The 21,125-nt window shown below is 47.5% G+C and carries 19 protein-coding genes and 1 other annotated feature; all 19 genes read right to left on the reverse strand.

Going from position 1 to position 21,125, the window contains the following annotated elements; all coding sequences use genetic code 11:
• Positions 1-135 precede the first annotated feature (135 nt).
• The gene (gene pyrP, locus ACVC9U_RS10695; RefSeq protein WP_075752920.1) at positions 136-1,440 is read right to left on the reverse strand and encodes a uracil permease PyrP; all 1,305 of its coding nucleotides are present in this window, start codon (positions 1,438-1,440) and stop codon (positions 136-138) included.
• A gap of 195 nt (positions 1,441-1,635) precedes the next feature.
• A complete protein-coding gene (gene pyrR / locus ACVC9U_RS10700) occupies positions 1,636-2,184 on the reverse strand; it encodes a bifunctional pyr operon transcriptional regulator/uracil phosphoribosyltransferase PyrR (RefSeq protein WP_441390813.1) in 549 nt (182 codons plus the stop codon).
• Positions 2,185-2,360: 176 nt separating this feature from the next.
• Positions 2,361-3,275, reverse strand: a complete 915-nt coding sequence (locus ACVC9U_RS10705) for an RluA family pseudouridine synthase (protein WP_075752922.1) — start codon at positions 3,273-3,275, stop codon at positions 2,361-2,363.
• A gap of 1 nt (position 3,276) precedes the next feature.
• Positions 3,277-3,816: a signal peptidase II gene (gene lspA, locus ACVC9U_RS10710; protein WP_223254792.1), complete on the reverse strand. Its 540-nt coding sequence runs from the start codon at positions 3,814-3,816 to the stop codon at positions 3,277-3,279.
• A gap of 44 nt (positions 3,817-3,860) precedes the next feature.
• Complete coding sequence (locus ACVC9U_RS10715) at positions 3,861-4,226, reverse strand: TraR/DksA family transcriptional regulator (RefSeq protein ID WP_075752924.1); 366 nt, start codon at positions 4,224-4,226, stop codon at positions 3,861-3,863.
• 275 nt (positions 4,227-4,501) lie between these two features.
• Positions 4,502-7,270 carry an isoleucine--tRNA ligase gene (gene ileS, locus ACVC9U_RS10720; RefSeq protein WP_075752926.1) on the reverse strand — a complete coding sequence of 923 codons (2,769 nt, stop codon included), beginning with the start codon at positions 7,268-7,270 and terminating at the stop codon, positions 4,502-4,504.
• A gap of 51 nt (positions 7,271-7,321) precedes the next feature.
• Positions 7,322-7,551, reverse strand: a binding site (T-box leader).
• A 62-nt stretch (positions 7,552-7,613) separates the two neighbouring features.
• Positions 7,614-8,108 carry a DivIVA domain-containing protein gene (locus tag ACVC9U_RS10725; protein ID WP_020451319.1) on the reverse strand — a complete coding sequence of 165 codons (495 nt, stop codon included), beginning with the start codon at positions 8,106-8,108 and terminating at the stop codon, positions 7,614-7,616.
• 96 nt (positions 8,109-8,204) lie between these two features.
• Positions 8,205-8,981 (reverse strand): YlmH family RNA-binding protein, encoded by a 777-nt coding sequence (locus tag ACVC9U_RS10730; RefSeq protein ID WP_075752928.1) that lies wholly within the window; start codon positions 8,979-8,981, stop codon positions 8,205-8,207.
• Between the two features lie 134 nt (positions 8,982-9,115).
• Positions 9,116-9,382: a YggT family protein gene (locus ACVC9U_RS10735; RefSeq protein ID WP_252606919.1), complete on the reverse strand. Its 267-nt coding sequence runs from the start codon at positions 9,380-9,382 to the stop codon at positions 9,116-9,118.
• A 10-nt stretch (positions 9,383-9,392) separates the two neighbouring features.
• A complete protein-coding gene (gene sepF, locus ACVC9U_RS10740) occupies positions 9,393-9,845 on the reverse strand; it encodes a cell division protein SepF (protein ID WP_003181594.1) in 453 nt (150 codons plus the stop codon).
• Entirely contained in the window at positions 9,842-10,537 is a 696-nt protein-coding gene (locus ACVC9U_RS10745; protein ID WP_075752932.1) for a YggS family pyridoxal phosphate-dependent enzyme, read from the reverse strand. The genes sepF and ACVC9U_RS10745 overlap by 4 nt, the downstream gene beginning before the upstream one ends.
• A 7-nt stretch (positions 10,538-10,544) precedes the next feature.
• Positions 10,545-11,384 (reverse strand): peptidoglycan editing factor PgeF, encoded by an 840-nt coding sequence (gene pgeF / locus ACVC9U_RS10750; protein ID WP_441390818.1) that lies wholly within the window; start codon positions 11,382-11,384, stop codon positions 10,545-10,547.
• A gap of 222 nt (positions 11,385-11,606) precedes the next feature.
• Positions 11,607-11,840 carry a YlmC/YmxH family sporulation protein gene (locus ACVC9U_RS10755; protein WP_011197962.1) on the reverse strand — a complete coding sequence of 78 codons (234 nt, stop codon included), beginning with the start codon at positions 11,838-11,840 and terminating at the stop codon, positions 11,607-11,609.
• A gap of 84 nt (positions 11,841-11,924) precedes the next feature.
• Positions 11,925-12,809 (reverse strand): putative RNA methyltransferase, encoded by an 885-nt coding sequence (locus ACVC9U_RS10760; RefSeq protein ID WP_231128209.1) that lies wholly within the window; start codon positions 12,807-12,809, stop codon positions 11,925-11,927.
• 269 nt (positions 12,810-13,078) lie between these two features.
• Entirely contained in the window at positions 13,079-13,876 is a 798-nt protein-coding gene (locus ACVC9U_RS10765) for an ABC transporter ATP-binding protein (RefSeq protein ID WP_441390821.1), read from the reverse strand.
• 133 nt (positions 13,877-14,009) lie between these two features.
• Positions 14,010-14,789, reverse strand: coding sequence for an RNA polymerase sporulation sigma factor SigG (sigG, locus tag ACVC9U_RS10770; protein WP_075752936.1), 780 nt, complete (start codon positions 14,787-14,789; stop codon positions 14,010-14,012).
• Positions 14,790-14,928: 139 nt separating this feature from the next.
• A complete protein-coding gene (gene sigE / locus ACVC9U_RS10775) occupies positions 14,929-15,648 on the reverse strand; it encodes an RNA polymerase sporulation sigma factor SigE (protein WP_003181573.1) in 720 nt (239 codons plus the stop codon).
• Positions 15,649-15,707: 59 nt separating this feature from the next.
• The gene (gene spoIIGA, locus ACVC9U_RS10780; protein WP_075752938.1) at positions 15,708-16,637 is read right to left on the reverse strand and encodes a sigma-E processing peptidase SpoIIGA; all 930 of its coding nucleotides are present in this window, start codon (positions 16,635-16,637) and stop codon (positions 15,708-15,710) included.
• A 181-nt stretch (positions 16,638-16,818) separates the two neighbouring features.
• Positions 16,819-21,117: a S8 family serine peptidase gene (locus tag ACVC9U_RS10785; RefSeq protein ID WP_441390824.1), complete on the reverse strand. Its 4,299-nt coding sequence runs from the start codon at positions 21,115-21,117 to the stop codon at positions 16,819-16,821.
• Between the last annotated feature and the right edge of the window lie 8 nt (positions 21,118-21,125).

Below are 21,125 nucleotides of genomic sequence, written 5' to 3' on the forward strand. Positions count from 1 at the left end.
CCCTCAGGCTTTAAATTTCCCGTAAAAAACCCCAAGCCACAACGGCTTGGGGTACAGTGAACCAGAGAATGCGCTTTTTTGCACTTCTCTCTCCGCAACCCTTTCAAGCCTCTCTGGACTTCATTTAAAAGGTTTTTAAATATGTTCTTCTATTTCAATCCCGTCCTGATCTCCCTTTGATTCAGGCAGGACAAGGTTTAAAACCACTCCGACGATCGCTGCAAGCGCCATGCTTGACAGCTCGAACCCTGAGATTTTGATAAATGCGCCGCCCACTCCGATGACGAGAATGACGGATGAGATGATCAGGTTTCGCTTGTTTTCCAAGTCAATTTTGTTATCGATCAGCATGCGCAGTCCGCTTGATGCGATGATGCCGAACAGCAGGAAGGAAACGCCTCCCATGACTGCAGAAGGGACAGAGCTGATCAGGGCCGAAATTTTGCCGATAAACCCGAAGCACAGTGCAATGACAGCCGCTCCGCCGATGACAAATACGCTGAATACTCTTGTGATAGCGAGTACGCCGATGTTTTCTCCGTATGTCGTTGTCGGCGGTCCGCCGATGCATGATGCCAGCATCGTTGCGACGCTGTCGCCGAAAATCGAGCGGTGAAGCCCGGGCTTCTTAATGAAATCCTGACCGACGACTTTGCTTAATACCATTTGGTGGCCGATATGTTCTGACATTGTCACGAAAGCAACGGGCACCATGGCGATTCCGATTCCGACAGCCGCCGCGCTCGGTGTATAGTCGACAAACGGAAGCACGAAATCAGGAACAGCAAACCATTTGGCGTCAAGAACCATCTGGAAGTCGACAATTCCCTGGGTCAGGGCGAACAAGTATCCGCCGATAATTCCGATCAAGACCGGAATCAGGCTGAAAAACCCTCTTAAGAAAATCGCGCAGATTATGGTGAGCGCGAGTGTGAATCCTGCGACGCCAAAATGTTTTGCGCTGTAGACGAGCTCTTTTGCTCCAGAATCTTCATACATGGCCATATTGACTGCCGTGCTTGCCAGCCCGAGGCCGATGACGATAATAACCGGACCGACGACAACAGGCGGCAGGAGCCTCATCAGCCAGTCCGTTCCAAGCTGCTGGATGAGAAGGGCGATCAGCCCGTAGGCGATGCCTGCCATAAATGCGCCGATCATGGCCGCACCAGGGCCTCCGGCGGCTTTTGCCGCGATAATCGGTGCAATAAATGCAAAGGATGAACCTAAGTAAGCCGGGATCTGTCCTTTTGTAATCAAGAGATATGCAAGCGTTCCTAGCCCGCTTGTAATAAGGGCCACGCCCGGGCTTAAGCCTACAAGCTTTGGCACGAGGATCGTCGCCCCGAACATGGCAAACAGATGCTGCAGGCTGAAAGTTATCCAATTCAAAGGTTTTGGTACTTCTCTGACACCGAGGTTCACTTTTTTCTGACTCATATTTTTTCCTCCTGATGGTTGACTCACTGTCTATGATGTCTTCATATCCTGAAAAGATTGCGCCCATTAAAAAAGCCTCTTTGCTTAAATTTGCGCAAAGAGGCAGACAAAGATCCGCCGCATAGTGAGGCGGCTATCTTTCGTTCTATCCCTCTTTGCAAACTCACTGGAATGCATTTAAAAAAGGATTGTCATTCACTTTTTATAAATCGCCGCAAGGTCGCGTTCGTCAACTTCTTCCAATTGAACCATGACCTTTTCGGTTTTCGATGTCGGGATGTTTTTCCCGATATAGTCGGCTCTGATCGGCAGCTCTCTGTGGCCGCGGTCGACAAGCACCGCGAGCTGGATGGATGAAGGCCGCCCGACATCGACGAGCGCATCCATGGCCGCTCTGACCGTCCGTCCAGTGTAAAGCACGTCATCGACGACGATCACCTTTTGATCGGTGATGTCCGCCGGAATGTCCGCTCCTTTGACAAGCGGCTCTTCATTGGACGTTTTTTTGGAGAGATCATCCCTGTAAAGGGTGATGTCAAGCTCTCCTACGGTGACTTTGTTTCCTTCGATTTGCTCAATCCGTTCGGCAAGCCGTTTGGCCAGATAAATGCCTCTCGTTTTGATTCCGACTAGGATACAGTTGTTCATTCCCTTGTTTCGTTCAATCATTTCGTGGGCGATTCTTGTGAGCGCCCTTCTGATCGCCTGTTCGTCAAGCACAACAGCCTTTTCTTGTTCTTGCATGGCCAGCACCCCGTATCTTTTAAAGGATAAAACAAAAACCCCTTCTGCATAAAGGCAGAGAGGGGTCTTTAAACGAATTCATTGATTCGCTTGTCCGGTATCCTTCTCAGCCTCTCTGGACTGTGTTAAAGAATCTGATTTAACTGCATTTATTATTTCAAAAAAGAAAACGTCTGTCAACGTTTATTTCGAATTTTGTCGAGGAGATTTTTCATGTCGTCAGGCAGAGGCGCCTCAAATTCAACATATTCTCCCGTACGCGGATGGTCAAATCCCAATACGCCCGCATGCAGCACCTGGCCGTTGAAATCGACCGTCTTTTTCGGGCCGTATTTCGGATCTCCCGCCAGAGGAAAACCGATATATTTCATATGCACGCGAATTTGATGGGTTCGCCCCGTTTCAAGCTGGCATTCAACAACAGTGAAATCGTCGAACCGTTCGATCACTTCAAAATGAGTGACGGCATGCTTTCCATTTTCCCTTGTGACCGTCATACTCTGCCTGTCTTTTTTATCCCTGCCGATCGGCGCGTCGATCGTCCCGTGGTCATGCGGGATGACGCCGTGGACAAGCGCGGTGTATTTTCTCGTCACCGTTTTGTTGACAAGCTGATTCACGAGCGACTCATGCGCCATGTCGTTTTTGGCAACCATCAACAGGCCTGAAGTGTCCTTGTCAATCCGGTGGACGATGCCCGGCCTCATCACGCCGTTGATGCCTGACAGATCGTCACAATGCGCCATCAAACCGTTGACAAGCGTCCCCGTCAGATGGCCGGGAGCCGGATGAACCACCATTCCGCGCGGCTTGTTGACGACCAGGACGTCCTGATCCTCGTAATAAATATCAAGATCCATCGGTTCAGCCGTGACATCCAGCGGTTCCGGTTCGGGAACATGGACTGACACCGCATCCCCTTCCTGAACTTTATAATTGGCTTTGACCGCATTTCCGTTCACCAGCACGCGGTCTTCTTTAATCCACTGCTGCACCTGAGTCCGCGACCAATCCGCTTCAACTGCGGTCAAGTACTTGTCAATCCGTTCACCTTTATGTTCTTCATGAACGGTCATATCAAAATGCTCCATGTTACAGCTCCTTCTTCTTCTTTCCGTCTAACAGCATTTGTATAAATAAGAGCAGGACACCGACACATAAAGATGAATCGGCAATGTTGAAAATCGGATAATGATAATTGACGATCGTCACGTGTATAAAATCGACAACTTCTTGCCTGAACACGCGGTCGATAAAATTGCCGACAGCACCGCCAAGCATCAATCCGAGAGCGGTTCCGAGCAGGATTTGTCCTTTGGCATGTTTTTGAATGTAGTAAACAATGCCGATGATAACCGCCGTGGTAATGATGTAAAAAAACCACATCTGTCCGGCCAAAATGCCCCATGCCGCGCCTGTATTCCTGTGCGACGTAATTTGAAAGAAACCGTCGATGACGGGGATGCTTTCACCGTACTCCATTTTGCTGACGACCAGCCATTTTGTAAATTGATCGATACCGATAATGAGCACTGCAATTATGTAATAAGGCACAAACCGTTCCTCCAGTTTCTGTTTCTCTTCATTTAAGCATTTTAACAAGAAAAAGAAAAGGAGTAAAGGAATATTCATTGACATCCTGAAAGAGGGCAAAAGCCCTCCCCTCTTGCAGAATGTTATGAGTAGAGCGCCCGGTTGAACGTCTCATCCGTCTCAGCCCAAATAGGAAGCGTCTTTTTTTCAAACTGGGCATGATATAAAAAATCGTTCGCGGTGCGCGCCGTCGGCAGAATAGCCATTTTTTCCAGCGGAATTGCCTGATTCGTTTCTTCGCAAATGCCGTATGTTCCGTTTTCGATTTTTGAAAGGGCCAAAAGCACATCCTGAAGCTCTTCTTTGACATGATACATAAGTGTTGCCTGCTGATACGAATTGATGCCTTGAGAATCCTGCTGAAAAAAGGAGTATTCAAAAAGCCTTGCTTCCAGTTCTTCCTTCATTTGAAGAAGTTCGGTATGAATTGCCGCCAGCTGATCGTTCACGCCTACATCAACTCCTGCTCTTATCGTTTGTGACCTTAGTGTTACCGACAAAGCCGGTATCCAAGCCCAAAAGATTTTTCCTGACGTACAAAACGATGTCAGCAATGGCATCCTTTCTCCGGCCTTTCACAGGATGTGATGGCGGCAGCGTTCAGGCAGGACGCCTGGCGGTTAGCTGCCATCCTTTTTATATTCGCGAACACTTACTTAGCAGGCCTGATAGGGTTTGGCGGCATACTAAAAGCGGTTCGGAAAAACTCCGAACCGCTTCGTGGTTAATTTTGATAATACGTCTTCACAATTCCGGCACAGCGAGGGCAAAGCTCCGGATGATCGGCATCCTGGCCGATTTCTTTGGAAACCATGCGGCACCGCTCACAAGTCTCGCCTTCTGCCTGAGCAACGACGATTTTTCCTGTTTCAAATGTCTGCGCATCTTCAGGCGCTTCGGCTTCCGTTCCGCCGATGGCAAGCTCTGACACGATGAACAGCTGTTTGACGTCTTCCTTGATCGAAGAAAGCAGCGCTTTTGCTTCTTCATTTGGATACAGCGTCAAGCTCGCAACCGAAGATTTTCCGATGATCTTTTCATTACGCGCTGTTTCAAGCGCTTTAAGAACATCGTCGCGAAGCTTCATGAAGCTGTCGAACTTTTCTTCCGTCTCTTTTGCATTTGGAATGTCTCTTGTTTCCGGCATATCGGTAAGCTGCACGCTTTTTTCCGATACGAATGTGAAGTGGCTCCACATTTCGTCAGCAGTATGCGGCAGGATCGGCGCGATCAGCTTGACAAGCGCAAGCAGCGTTTCGTAAAAAACGGTCTGCATGCTGCGGCGGTCTTTATGATCGGCGTGTTCAATATAAACGACGTCTTTGGCAAAATCCATATAGAACGAGCTGAGCTCGATCGCGCAGAAGTTGTGGACAGCATGGTAGATGACCGCAAAATCGTATTCTTCATATGCTTTTTTGACTTTTTCAATAAGGCTGTTCAGTTTGATCAAAATGTACTGATCGACTTCGCGAAGTTCTTCCACAGCGATTGCATCTTTCGCCGGGTCAAAATCGGCAATGTTTCCGTGAAGGAAACGGAACGTGTTGCGGATCTTCCGGTACACTTCTGCGACTTGCTTTAAGATCGCGTCAGATACGCGGACATCTGCTTGATAGTCGACAGACGCAACCCACAGCCTTAAAATATCGGCCCCGAACTGATTCATGATTTTTGCCGGAACAACGACATTGCCGAGCGATTTGCTCATTTTGCGGCCTTCTCCGTCAAGGGCAAAACCGTGTGACAGCACACCTTTATAAGGTGCTTTACCCGTTACGGCAACGGCTGTCGAAATCGATGAGTTAAACCAGCCGCGGTATTGGTCAGAACCTTCCAGATACAAGTCCGCAGGTCTTACAAGATCATCGCGCTCTTCCAGTACGGCCTGATGTGACGAACCTGAATCAAACCAGACATCCATGATGTCCTGTTCCTTTGTGAACTTGCCGTTCGGACTTCCCGGGTGAGTAAAGCCTTCCGGAAGCAGTTCATTCGCTTCTTTTTCAAACCAAATGTTCGAACCGTGCTCCCTGAATAGTTCAGAAACGTGGTCGATCGTTTCATCCGTGATGATCGGCTCCCCGTTTTCGGCATAAAATACCGGAATCGGCACGCCCCATGCGCGCTGTCTTGAGATACACCAGTCGCCGCGGTCGCGGATCATATTGTAGAGGCGCGTTTCGCCCCATTCAGGCACCCATTTTGTTTCTTTCACCGCGTCAAGAAGCTCGTCTCTAAAGTCTTTGATAGAAGCGAACCATTGGGAGGTCGCACGGAAAATGGTCGGTTTTTTCGTTCTCCAGTCGTGCGGATAGGAGTGGGTGATGAAATCGAGCTTCAGCAAAGCGCCTTTTTCTTCGAGCTGTTCTGTAATCGGCTTGTTGGCCTGATCGTAAAACAGTCCTTCAAAACCAGGGGCTTCGCTCGTCATATGTCCTTTTTCATCAACCGGGCAAAGCACGTCAAGTCCGTATTTCTGACCGATGTTAAAGTCGTCTTCCCCGTGTCCCGGAGCAGTATGGACGCAGCCTGTACCGGCATCTGTTGTTACGTGTTCACCGAGCATGACAAGCGAATCTCTGCCGTATAAAGGATGAACCGCGACAATATGCTCCAGGTCTTTTCCTTTAACGGTTTGAACGACTTCATGATCTTCAAAGCCGATCGCTTTTGCCACGCTTTCAATCAACGCGCTTGCCATCACATAGCGCGCGCCTCCGGCAGCAACGACGCTGTACTCCAATTCAGGGTGTACGGCGATGCCGAGGTTGGCCGGGATCGTCCACGGCGTTGTCGTCCAGATGACGATTTTTTCGCCGTTTGTTAATACACCTTTTCCATCTTTTACATCAAATGCAACATAGATAGACGGCGAGCGTTTATCATGGTATTCGATTTCAGCTTCAGCCAGAGCGGATTCGCTTGAAGGGGACCAGTAAACCGGCTTCTTCCCTTTGTAAATATAGCCTTTTTTCGCCATTTCGCCGAATACTTTAATTTGCTGCGCTTCAAACTCCGGCTTAAGCGTCACGTATGGGTTTTCCCAATCTCCTCTGACACCGAGCCGCTTAAATTGCGTTTTTTGGCCTTCGATTTGCTGCCATGCATATTCTTCGCAAAGCTTGCGGAATTCGGCTACCGTCATTTCTTTGCGCTTCACTTTTTTGTTTTTCGTGAGCGCTGTTTCAATCGGCAGGCCGTGTGTATCCCAGCCCGGAACGTACGGTGCATGATAGCCGCTCATCGATCTCGAACGGACGATGAAGTCCTTCAGTACTTTGTTAAGCGCATGGCCCATATGAATATCGCCGTTCGCATACGGAGGTCCGTCATGAAGCACGAACATCGGCCGGCCTTCGGTTCGCTTCTGAACGAGGCTGTAAATGTCCATATCTTCCCATTTCCCCTGAATTTCAGGTTCACGGTTCGGCAGGTTTCCTCTCATCGGAAAATCTGTTTTCGGCATTAAGAGCGTGTCTTTATAATCCATTACCATTCCTCCAAAACATCTTTTCTAAAACAAAAAAAGCCTTTTCATCCCATAAGGGACGAGAAGGCTTTGATCTCGCGGTACCACCCTTTTAGACAAGCCGATTCGGCTTATCCGCTCAAACATCGTAACGTGATGGGACGTCCTTTCCTACTGGACGGTTCAGAAAGGAAACTTGAGGGCTGATTCACAACGATTCCAACAATCCCGGGCTTACACCGCCCCCGGGTCGCTTTTATTGTTCTCAGAAATCAATGTCTGTCCCTCTCAAACGTTTTTCACTCAATTTATGAACGTATTATATGCGAACGGATGACGATATGTCAAGAACGTAAATGAAATTCTATTCTTTTTCATCCATGACGGCGTCTACTTCGTATTCAAGCAAATGATCCCAGTCGTCGTTTTTCAACAGGTCAAGCTGCGCTTCGATCAGCATTTGGAAACGGGTTCTGAACACTTTTGACTGCTTTTTCAGCTCTTCGATTTCCATCGCGATCTTTCTCGATTTTGAAAGAGACTCATTAATGATCCGGTCAGCGTTTTTCTCAGCTTCACGGATGATGAGCTTCGCTTCTTTCTCGGAATTGCGCTTTACGTCTTCTGCTGCTTCCTGTGCGACAAGGATCGATTTATTCAACGTCTCTTCGATCGTCGAAAAATGGCCGAGACGTTCGTCAAGCTCGTTCACCTTTGATTCAAGCTCATTTTTTTTGCGCAGAATGATCTCATAATCCTTTCTCACCTGGGCCAGGAACTCGTTCACTTCATCTTCGTCATAGCCGCGGAACGCTTTTGTAAATGTTTTATTATGAATGTCATTTGGCGTCAAAGGCATGCTGCCCACCTCCATTATTTTTCTTTATGTACACTTGTCCTAGTCAACATTATAAAGCAAAATTCGACCTGGCGGAGAAAAAACTGTTAAAACGCGTCATTTTTGTTTTTCAAACGTCAATCTCCATTTGCCCTTCTTCGTTTTGCCGTCAATGTTTTTCATCCTGAAGCGGCCAAACCCCCGGATCGAAACCATATCCCCTTCCGCCAGTGCATATGAAGGGTCTTCGATGACTTTCCAGTTCACCTTCACGAGGCCATTTTTCACGAGAACCTGTGCTTTTTGCCGGGATTGCCTGCTCATTGCCGAGCAAATCGCATCAAGCCTCAAAGATGAAACCGTATCATCCCTTATTTCGACATCCTGCTCCGGTACTTTAAGCTTTGAAAGCGGAATTTTTTCAAGGGAAACTTTCACCTTGCCGATTTGTGTCAGCTGGGTGAAAACAAAATCAGCGACTTCTTCCGAACAGATAAACTGCCATGTCCCGTCCGAAAAGATCAGGTCGCCGAACTTTTGGCGCCTCAATCCGATGCCCATCATTGAGCCGAGAAGCTCGCGATGCTCGATGGAGGCGAATTTTTGCGGATAGATGACTTCCCAGCCCTGAAGCTGAAAATCTTCGGCAGACGGCTCGGCATATTCAGGGAATAGTAAAGCCCTCTTTCGTTCGGCCTCAGGGAAGCCCCCGAAAAATTCAAGCCTCACTTCGTCCGACTGACCGATGACAGATTGCAGGATCACCTGTTCCCGCGGATCCAAAAAATCGGTCAGCTTCATCCGGTACTGTTCCGCCACGATTCTTTTCCACTCAAGAGCCTGGTCGATAAACGGCTCTTCGTCTTTTCTGAAATGCTGGTAAATATCGCTCATTCTCTTTCCTTTCTATGTAAAGAGGCCTGGCCTACAGCCAAGCCCGATACTCGGCCCGCAAAGATTGAAGGCACGCTCCTGAACCACGGCGCCGCTGCCACCGGCAAGTCTTACGGGAGATCGGCATAATGTCTTTAAAAAGCGCCGAGCATTCTAAAAACCGCAAGAAGCCCTGCATCTGCGAACCGCAGGATGAAAATCGCCACAATCGGAGAAATATCAATCATCCCGAGCGGAGGAATGATCCTTCTGAACGGTTCGAGATAAGGCTCGCAAAGTGAAGCAAGCACCCGGCCGAATGAAGACTCCCTTGCATTAGGCACCCAAGACATAAAAATGTAAATAATGAGCGCAAACGAATAAACGGTTATAAGCGTGCTTAAAATTTGATAAAGTAGGATCATCTGCGATTTACCACCTCTGATGTTCTTCTTCTATGAGCTCGGAAATCGTGCCGGAAACATCGACGTTCTCAGGCGTGCATAAAAAGATGTCCGCTCCGATCCGCTGAATATCGCCGCCGAGAGCATATACAGTTCCGCTCAAGAAATCAACGATTCTTTTCGCCTGATCGTGCTGGATGCGCTGCAGGTTCACGACGACGGCGCGTCGGTTTTTGATATGGTCTGCGATTTCCTGGGCTTCCGCGTACACCCGAGGCTCACTTAACACTACTTTAGAAGATTTCTGAACGCTTTGCAAACTTACGACATTCTGCTTCCCAGCCGCTTTAGACTGGTAGGCGGTTCTGTCTTTTGATTCATGCTCTTCAGGGATTTCCTCCCTGTCTGTTTCAATATACTCGTATTCGTATTCCTCATCATCCAAGGAAAAAAAGTTTTTAAATTTGTTTTTCAAACTCATGATTGTCCACCTCCAGTTTCATTTCCGACTAAGGAAGATCCGATTCTGACGAATGTCGCGCCTTCCTCGACTGCGATCGTATAGTCATTAGACATACCCATCGAAAGCTCGCTGCACGGGGCGTTCCATTGACCGAGCCCGCGAACCTCGTCGCGCAGCTCTCTCAGCAAGCGAAAACAGCTTCTGATTACCGTCTCGTCATCCGTAAAAGGAGCCATCGTCATTAATCCCGCAATCCGGATGTTTTCATATGCAGACAGTTTTTTTACAAAAGGAAGAACCTCTTCTTTTGCCATGCCGTGTTTTGAAGATTCAAGGGATGTGTTGACCTGAACAAAACAGTCAATCGGTTTTTTTGCCCTCTTCTGAATCTCGTCGGCCAATGAAAGCCTGTCTAAAGAATGGATATATGAGACATGATCGATGATTGCTTTTACCTTTCTCGTCTGCAGGGTTCCGATAAAATGCCATACCGGTTCGCTGTCTTTCAAAGCGTCGAGCTTGTGAAGCAGTCCGGTATCGCGGTTTTCTCCCAAATGTCTGATTCCTGCATCAAGCGCTGCCTGCGCCCGTTCCGGGGAAACATATTTCGTGACAGCGATGACGGATATTTCGTCGGGCGTTCTTCCCGCTTTGATACACGCTTCGTTGATCCTGTCATTTATATGTCGTAAATTGCTTTTCACATCCACCTGTAAGCTATACCTCCTTTAATCCGATGAAGGACATCATCCGTCCGGTTTTTCCCCGGTCTCTCCGATGGGAGAAAAACAGTGAATGCTCGCAGCTCGTACAAAGGGAACTCACCTTGATCTGGCCGTTTGGAATTCCGGCGTGTACAAGCAGCTGCCTGTTCACTTCTTTTAATTCGAGACGGTACTCCCCTTCTTTTATCGTCAAAAAGGCTTTGTCTTCTCGCTGAAGAGGAAGATTCCTGATTTTGTCTATTACATGATCGTCGACAGTGTAGCAGCACGAGCCGATCGCAGGCCCGATCACGGCGTGGATGTCTGCGGGATTTGATCCTTCCCGGCTGACCCACGTGTCAACCATGCTGGCTGCGATCCCGAGCGCGGTGCCTTTCCAGCCCGCGTGAGCGATTCCGGCCAGCGAGCGGACCGGATCGTAAAAATAAACAGGAACGCAGTCGGCAAAGCAAAGCGCCAAAAACAGGTTTGGCCTGTCTGTATAAAGTCCGTCCGTAGCCTTCAGCGCCGTATCGTATCGGAAAGCGCCGCTGGCGCGATCGCTATCCGTCACTTTTTGAATCCGGTCTTCATGCGTCTGATCGGCAAATACCCAGTCGTGCAGATCGGTTTTTAAGTTGTCGGCAATCTGTTTTCTGTTATTGATGACATGCTGTTCATGATCCTGAACGTGCAGCCCTGTATTCAGTGAGTGAAAAGGCGGTTCGCTTTCTCCGCCGTTTTTTGTCGTAAATCCGGCTGTGACGGAACCGCCGGTTTCCGCCGTCTGATTCCATTCCTCAATCAAAAGCATTGACGGAGCATCAAGACGAAAGGGGTTATATGTATTCATGGTGATCAGCCTTTCGACAAACATCGTAGTCTTTCATCATATCGCTCCTATTTTAACACATCTTGATGCATTCGTTTAGTTTCGTTTCAAAAAACTAAACGAAATGTATTGTTTGCAACATTTATCGCCGTTTTTGCAGACGGTCTCACCGTATACAATAATGTTGAAAAAGCAGGCGGATAAGGGCCCGCCGATTGATCAGGCATCATCTCATATGCTTGATCAGCTTAAACGCACAAGAATCACATCTTCTCCAATTTTAACAATATTTCGCCACGGAATGACGATTTCCTCTTCTTTTCCGAAAAATCCGAAAACTTTCCCCGTTCCTCCGATGACAATCGCCTGTATTTTGCCTGTCGTTACATTAATATCGATATCGCCGATGCTGCCGAGCTTTTTCCCGTTTGATACGTTAACGACATCTTTTATCTGGAAATCAGAAATGTTCATCATGTCCACCGCACGCCTCCTCTGATCAAATGTCCTTTTAAGATTATATGAAAGGCAGTCCTTTATTTAGACTGCCTTTTCAGTGGTTTATTTCGTTTTTTTCCTGCCGGCTAAAATATCGAGATGGACGGTCATAACAGCGGATTCCTTCTTTAGAAAGGCATTGATCCGCTCCTTTTGCGCGCGCCATGATAAAGGCGTCATCTTGATGAGCGGCGGGAGCTGGATTCGGTCTAAACGTTTGCTGTAGGCGATCTCCGTTCTGTCGATCAGATCAAAATGAGACGCGAAGCGCTCAGCCGTATCCTCGCTCGTATAGGCTTGTTTGTCCGAGCCGTCGTACAAAAATCTCCTCAGTTCTTTCAGATGGCCGCTTCTCGGAATCACTTTCAAAACGATGCCGTCATCCGATAACAGCCGCTCGAATTCCGCGTAATTAGAAGGCGACAATATATTGAGGATCGCGTCGAATGAACGATTCCGAAACGGTGCGGCAGCCAGATCGGCGACACACCAGATCGCCTCTCTTTCTTGCTTAGCCGCCGATACAATCCCGGCTTTCGCCAAATCCAGCCCGACTCCAAGGACAGGCGTTCCGAAACGCGCTTCTAGCGTTTCAGCGATTCGCGTCAAATGCGAACCTTCCCCGCAGCCGGCATCGAGGATCCTGACAAAATTGCAAAACGGCAGGCCGGCTTGTTTAAGACGGTCTGTCAACGCGCCTCTCATCGGTTCAAAAAAGCCGGCGGCTGCTAACATTCTTCTGGCTTCAAATAAATCTATATCATATTTAACAGAAGGAGAATGCGTCGCGACATTGACATACCCTCCTTTTGCGATATCAAACGTATGTCTGTTTGAACATATAAGGCTTTTTAACTCGCTGATCGCCATGTTCGCGGCGCATAGCGGGCACTGAAACATCGTTTCATGCTCCTTCATAAGCGCTGCTCTTTTTAATTTTTTATTCATCATTGTTACACCTCATTCATTCGTATTTAGATCAATGAAAAAGGCATAGACAAATAAACCCGCTCCTTCGGCATTTTTAAAGCCATAGGTGTGGATGGGCTAAGCGTTTGTCTATACCTTTCATTATCTGTAGCGAATGAATTGAATGATCATAATGATGAACTCCCCTAAAACATGACGTTCTTTATTATCTTACCAGCTTCTTTAAGATGATAAAGCTGAAAAAGAGCCTCCATAATAGAAGGAGGCTCCCAAACACATCCGAAGCTTTAAACATTGAGGTTTGCAGTTTTTTTCTTGGACAAGTACGGCCGATCTTCCGTCCATACCGCCTGGACGGGCATATCGAAAAATTCGGACAGAACCTCGCCGGACATCATCTCTCTTGTCTTTCCCAACGCAAACACTTCCCCTTTTTTTAACAGCAGGGTTTGGCTGAAAGCGGGGAGAATTTCTTCTGCATGGTGAGTAACGTAAAGCATGGACGGCGCACTGTCTTTCTTGGCAATTTGTTCAACCGTATCCAGCACCTGCTCCCTCGCGATAAAATCTAGACCGGTGACAGGTTCGTCGAGAATCAGCAGCTCAGGATCGGCCATCAAGGCCCTTGCGATCAGCACCTTTTGCTTTTCTCCCTGGGAGAGCGTTTCATATCTCCTGTCCGCATAGCGGATGGAGCCGAATTCCTCCAAGAGGGCGACCGCTTTCTCTCTGACAGACTGTGAAGGCGATTCATAAAGGCCGATCGAAGCGAAAGCGCCGCTTAAGACAATTTCAAATGCACTGTCTTCAGGATACAGCTTCTGCTGCAGAGCCGCTGACACAAGGCCGATTTTTTGGCGAAGCTTTTCGTTCAGCTCCGTTTTTCCAAATTCGCGTCCTAACACGGTGACATTTCCTGTTGTCGGAAAATAATAAGCGCACAGCATGTTCAACAGAGCGGTTTTGCCGGCCCCGTTCAATCCGTATAGCGCCCAGTGCTCCCCCTTTTCCACCGTCCAATTAATATCCTTTAATATCCACTCTCCGTTTCGTTTTAGTGAAGCATTCTCAAGCTGCAAAACCATATGAAGTCCTCCTTTTATGTAAATATTCTGATAAATTAAAATATAATTCTTTTATTATAGCTTATTTATATAACAAAGTGAATGAGAGATTTTCCATTTTTAGCATGTGAAAAGCCGCAGATTGACTGCGGCTTTAGTGAATGTTCTTATTCATTTGTTTAATGGCGGCTTTTTCCAGCCTTGAGACCTGGGCTTGGGAGATTCCGATCTCATCAGCGACTTCCATTTGCGTCTTGCCTTGGAAGAAGCGTTTTCTGAGGATCATTTTTTCCCGTTCGTTCAGCCGTCTCATGCCTTCTTTTAAGGCGAGCTCTTCGATCCATTGCGAATCCTTGTTGCGCTCATCGCTGATTTGATCCATGACATAAATCGGATCTCCTCCGTCATTGTAAATCGGCTCAAACAAAGATACGGGATCTTGAATAGCGTCAAGCGCAAAAACGATTTCTTCATGGGACACTTCAAGCTCTTTAGCGATCTCCTGAGCCGTCGGCTCCCTGCTTGTCTCACTGATCAGCCGTTCTCTCACTTGCAGCGCCTTGTACGCGATATCCCTGAGTGACCGTGAGACGCGGATCGGGTTGTTATCGCGCAAATATCTGCGGATTTCTCCGATGATCATTGGTACAGCATATGTTGAAAACTTAACATTGTGGCTCAGATCAAAATTATCAATTGATTTCATTAGTCCGATGCAGCCGACTTGGAATAAGTCATCAACATACTCTCCTCTGTTGTTAAACCTTTGAATGACGCTTAAGACAAGGCGCAAATTACCGTTAACAAGCTTTTCTCTTGCTGTCGTGTCTCCTTTATCCTGCATTTGCTTGAACAACTTTCTCATCTCTTCGTTCTTCAGTACGGGCAGTTTTGATGTATCAACCCCGCAGATTTCAACTTTATTTCTCGACACTTTTTTCCCTCCCTACAGGAGCTGCTGTACAAAGTTCAGTATCTCCTCGGGTGGGAAAAATATGCATCGTTAATTTCCAAAAATAAGAAGATCAAGTCGAAAACCCTTGGCTGTCAACACTTCAAATTTCATAAAAAAATTAAACCATTTTGTTGAATTCTTTTCGCAGCCTTTTAATAATTCTTTTTTCAAGCCGGGAAATATAGGACTGGGAGATGCCGAGCATATCGGCAACGTCTTTTTGCGTTTTTTCTTCTCCTCCGACAAGCCCGAAGCGGAGCTCCATGATCTGTTTTTCTCTGTCATTGAGCTGTTCAAGTGCTTTTTTCAAAAGCTTCTTATCAACGTTTGCTTCGATATCTTTTGTAATAATGTCGTTTTCTGTTCCGAGCACATCTGAGAGAAGAAGTTCATTTCCGTCCCAATCAATGTTCAGCGGTTCATCGAATGATACCTCTGAGCGAATTTTATTGTTTCTTCTTAAATACATCAAAATTTCATTTTCAATACATCTGGAAGCATATGTAGCCAGTTTGATTTTTTTCTCGGGATTAAAGGTATTCACCGCTTTGATAAGGCCGATCGTGCCGATGGAGATTAAATCCTCGATATTGATGCCGGTATTTTCAAATTTTCTCGCGATGTAGACGACCAGCCTGAGATTTCGTTCAATCAAAATCGCCCGTGCCGCCTGATCACCATCAGGCAGCTTATGGAGAAGCACCTGCTCTTCATCTTTTGACAATGGCGGGGGCAGCGCTTCGCTTCCGCCGATATAATAAATTTCGTCGCTTTTCAGCCCCAGTTTCATTAAAAGTTTGTACCACAGATAGGTTAACCTTAATTTTAGTTTTTTCATCTTCCTCCCCCTTCTAAATAAACGTCTTCAGGAGTATGATAATGTAACAGACTGCGAGTTTAAGAAACGTGTTTGACCGGGTTTCCGGCCAGCATTTTCGGATGGACGATGGCGTCAAATTCGCCGTCCGCGGAAAGCGGTGATGTGCTGATGCCAATCAGGCATTTCGGCGCTTCAATCACCTCCTTTTCCGAAAAAATGAGCACATGATCCGGCTTTAGGCAGAGCAGAAACTGATGCTGATGGCCGACCCCGCGGTACGGAATCAGGCGGACCCGCCCGATATACGGGAGTGTTTCATCAAGTTTGCCGACGGCATCAAGCGGGCTCATTTCCTTGATGATCACACTCGCTTCTTCTCCCAATACACCTTTCAATTTTTCAATATTGACGATCATGACGGGCGTTTTTGTGATCGGATCGTAAAGCTGGTTTCCGGAGTCAATCAATCCGGTGAAATGAAGCGTATGTTCATCAATGCCGGTCTCTAGGCGGACGCGTTCTTCATATTGAATTTTCTTCGCTTCAGCATCTTCAAAACGCCTTTTTGAAAACAGCCATACAGCCGGAAAACCCGCACCGACAAACAGCCAGCTGACCGGGTCTCCAAAACCGGACCAATTCGTCATAAAGACGCCGTTTTCCATGATCGAATCCGTTTCAAGCAAAGAATGCGCTCCAATAATCCCTCCTCCCATTAAGAAAGTGGCAAAATAAAAAGAAAACAAATTTTGCAAAAAAAACCGGAACCGCTTAAAACCAAATGTCACAAAAACGATCACAACCGAAAACGACAGTTTGCCTGCAGGATGAAGGACGTACGGCGAAAAAGGTGTAAACATAAACAGAACGATGCTTGACGCGACAAACGCCCCTAAGATCAGCCTCCGCTTTTTAACCCTTCGCTTTAAAATAAATGCGGTCATCATTAAAAGCAGCAAGTCAAAACAAAAGTTTAACAGCCATATCGCATCTAAATAGATTTCCACATCCTTCCCCTTTCTTTGGGCTCGATGACCTTAGTGTGTTTTCCTAAGTATAAATCAAGCCCAAAGGTAAAGTCTGTCAATTAATGTTGCGCAAATCGTACATTTTTTGAAGTTTTCGTACTGAATTTGTCGATCATAAAACGAAAAAAACGCTGCCATTGAAGACAGCGCCTTTTCACCTTTATTTCAGCTTTTCATTGATGTACAGTTTGCCTTTTGCCGTTTGTCTCGTTTCATTGCCGTAATCATCCCGGACGGTGACCTCGATTTCCGCTCCTTTTGCTTTTGCGGTTGAAGTCGCAGTCCAATATCCTTCATACTTGCCTTTTGAGACTTCTCTGATCGGCAGCTCTGTTACGTTTTGGGCGGCTGTTTTGAAATTGGTAAGCGGCATTCTGATCACAAAGACAGCATCCAAATCAGCGGCGCTTTCAAACTCGATTTTCACGGTTTCTCCCGTTTTGAGCTCGAGGTCTTCAGCCGGTTTCAAGCCGGTGATTTGCGGCGCTTCAAAGTTGACATCCACCTTCACTTTTTTGGTCGTTTTGTTGCCTGCCGCATCTGCTGCCGTTACTTTGATTTCATTTTGGCCGTTGTCAAGCATAATCCTCGCAGAATATTCGCCATTGTCAACAGCCGCTTTTTTGCCGTTCACATGAACTGATTCCAAGTGGTCGTCTGATACTGTTCCTTTCACGGTGACAGTCTCTTTATTGAGTTTTGAGCCGCTTTTCGGCGTGTCGATCGTAAGCTTCGGCTTTTTCTGGTCAAGGACGATCCGGACCGGTTCTGAAGCATCCGTCGTTCCGGAAGCCGATGACGATTTGGCGGTGATCACATTTTCTCCTTTATTCAGCGGAATCTCTTTTGAGAAAGTGCCGTCTGCCCCCGTTTCCGCCGTTCCGGCTTCTTCATCCCCGTTAAAGAGATGAACGGTCGTATTCGGAGACGATGATCCTTCGATGACAGTGTTCTTTTTGTTGGTGATGAATCCGTCTTTAGGAGACGTGATCATAGGCACCGCCAATTCATAGTCGACCAAAGCGCGGATCATGAAGTTGCCTTGGTCTGATGGCGCTTTCGACCATGAGCCGTCCGTATACTGCCAGTTGCGGCCGGAATATTCCCCGTCTTCGTCTGTAGCAAGTCCAGGTGAGTTGGCCAGATCCTCTGTCTGGACGTACACGAGGTAAAAGTCTTTTCCGACGAGGATGCCTTCATCACCTAAATCAACGGTCGTCCATTCGCCTGTGCGGAGCGCTTCAGCCTTGAACGGACCGGCGAGTTTTTTGCCCGGAGATCCTTTTTCACCCGACGCATCGTAGACCTCGACTGCAAAATCAGTGCCGCCCGGATCCGGGAATTCTGTATCCCAGAATTTGAACAAGCCGCCTTTCAGCATGGCTTTTTCCTGCCCGTTTTCGAGCGTCATTTTAACAGCCAGCCCGTTGCCGGATTCATAGAAAGCCCAGGCGTTTTCCCCGGTTCCGTCATCATAGCCTATTTCCCCCGGATAGCCGATGAAAGGATCGAGCTCGATATCTTTCGAGACATCTCCTTTTAAATCAACGGAAAACTCGCTGCTGTAATATCCGTTTGCAGAGACCTTTACCGTATACGAGCCTTCATAGGCCGTTAATGAATAGCTTCCGTCGCCGTCCGTCTGAACCGGTTTTATGGATGCATCTTCAACGATATACAGCTTTGCATGTCGGACGGGTTCACCCGTTTTTTTGTTTTTTATCGTTCCGGTGAGCGTCCCTTTCTTCAGTTCTTTTAAGACAAAGTCTGCCGTCGTCGTCTTGTCGGCCTCGATTTTTACGGTTTGGGCATTTGATTCATATCCGTACGCTTCTGCTTTCAGCGTATACGTTCCAGGTGCATGAGCCAAGCTGTATGCGCCTGTTGCCTGGTTGGAATATGTCGATTTGCCCGTCTCCAGCACGCTGACCTGAGCCCGCACCGGAAGAACTGCAGGAGCTGCTTTTTTCGTCTCAGAATATTTTTGAACGGCTTCTGCCGGTTTTGCTTTTTTCGGATCAATCGTTTGTTTCTTCGTTTTCTTATCCTTTATTTTGGCCGGCTGTTTTTCAACGCCCAGGCGTTTTTTCGTGCCGGCGCTCTTCACTTCCTTCACAAGCGCTACATCATCGATATAGAGCCCGTCACCCTCAATGCTGTCGTCAGATTGAAGGTTGAACATAATCTTAATCGTCTGTCCCCCGTATTCCGACAAATCGATCTGTCCGTCTTTCCATTCTGACGTCCTGCCGCTGTACTCAGCAGCCGGGATCCATTCATCTTTCCCTTCAGGTTGTACATAAACGAAGCCGTAATCGAAGTCCTCTTCAATATCATGCCAATATTTGTATGTGAGATAAAGCTTTTGATTTTTTGGAACGCTGACAGGAGGCATGAGAAGATTCATATTGGCCGAACTTTCATACGGCCCTGTCAGATTTGTTGCAAATACGTTTTTTCCCGATGCTGCGGCATTCGGGCCTGACTGAGGAATACCGCGCTCCCATGAATTCTTCACACCTGATGTGATCCAGCCGTTGGCGGCATTCTCGAAATCTTGTTTATACCCTGTGGTCACAGCCGGAGAAATCGGGATTTCGTACACTTTGGATTCCGTTTTGTTTCCTCCGAAATCGGTGACAATCCATTTGTAGGAAAGCGCTTTCCCTTGAGAAACGGATACGGCCGCCTCGTACGTTCCTTTTTTATAGTCGCCTGAAGTTTGTTTGGCAGCGATCGTCACCCAATCGGAATCATCGGTTTTATAGCTCAATTTGACCGATATGATGCTGACATCGTCTTCCACATCAACTGTAAGAGGCGTTTCCGAGCCTGAGTAAATTTCGTTGATCTCTTGATGGTTTAAAACCGGCGGATTTTTGTCTTCGCCTTCTTTTCCGACTTGCCCTTCCGCTTTGCCCAACCCTTCTGTGACGGCGGACACCGCGTCAAATACGTTCACGAGCCCGTGGCCGTATCCGTTGTTCGGCGATTCGGTAAATTTGCTGTCTGTGAGCGGTGTTGCGGTTTTCATCAAAATCTTTTCGATTTCATCAACGGTGATCGACGAATCGGCCTGCTTGATAAGAGCGGCCGCGGCTGCGACATGCGGTCCTGCCATTGAAGTGCCGTCCCAGCCGTCTTGATAGCCGCTTCCAGGCACAGAAGAGCGAATGTTGACACCAGGTGCCGTTATTTCAGGCTTTGTCTCATCATACGGAGAAGGACCTTGAAGTGAAAAATCGGCTAAGCGATTATCGATGTCTGTCGCACCGGTCGCGAACGCTTCGGGGTAGTTTGCCGGATTGGCAATCGAAGCAGGTCCTCCCGGATTGGTGAAATCGGCGTTCCCCGCAGAGAACTCAGGGAAGATGCCTGCAGCACGCCACGCTTTTACGATATCCCTGTAAAACTCATCAATCCCGGCTCCCCCAGACCACGAGTTATTGACAACATCCGGAGCCATTTCAGGGTGCGGGTTGCCATCTTTATCTTTCGGCGCCAAAATCCATTCACCCGCTGCAATCAGGTCTTCGTCCGTTCCGCCGTCATCCGAAAAAGCTTTCACGGCAATCCACTTTGCACCCGGCGCCACACCGATTTGGTTTTGGCCGTCAGGCTCTGAGCCGACCATCGTCCCGGTTACATGCGTGCCGTGCTCCAGGTCGTCCAAAGGTTCAGAAGCGCCAGAAACCGCATCATACCAGCTGAATTCGTGATCAGGCTGATCAGGATGCTGCGGGTCATATCCGCGGTATTTTTCTTTTAAGGCCGGATGATCCCACTGCACACCCGTATCAATTGACGCGACAACCGTGCCCGTTCCGTCATATCCCAATTTCCAGGCTTTTGGCGCGTCGACTCGATTGATATTCCATTCGATTTCTTTTTCATCTTTAGCGGCCGATTTTTTCACAGACTGTTTAGCCGGTTTGATCAGCTGCCTTTTTTCGTTCGGGAGCACTTTCTCTACTTCCGGAAAAGCTGCTACTTGTTCCATGACCTCTTTCGTCGCATGAACGGCCATGCCGTTAACAATATAATAGGATCGGATTTTTTTTACTTTTCCTTGTTTTTCCTGATTTTTCAAATAACGTTTCAAATCGCTTTGCGTCTCATCCGCTTTGACTCTTAAAGCGGAGACAACAGCCGAGCGCTTTTGATATTCTGTTTTAGCCGCGCTCAGCGACTTTTTCTTCGCATTCTTTTCCGCCTGCTTGGCCACTTTTGGTGTATCGACTTGATCTTTCAGTTTAATCAAAAATGTGACTTGATCTTCTTTTTTGAACTGTTTGACGAGAGATTTCGAAATTTTTTCCTTCCCTGCAGCTGCTTGTTCTTTCATCGAAGTAAGCGCAGGCTTTGCCGCGGCATCTGAAACGGCGGGCATGAATAGCGAGCCGATTAATAAACCGCTTAAAATGGTGGAAAACGCCTTTTTTCTCAGCTTTCTTTTCAAATGAACAT

This window comes from Bacillus sp. GM2 (genome assembly GCF_056155945.1).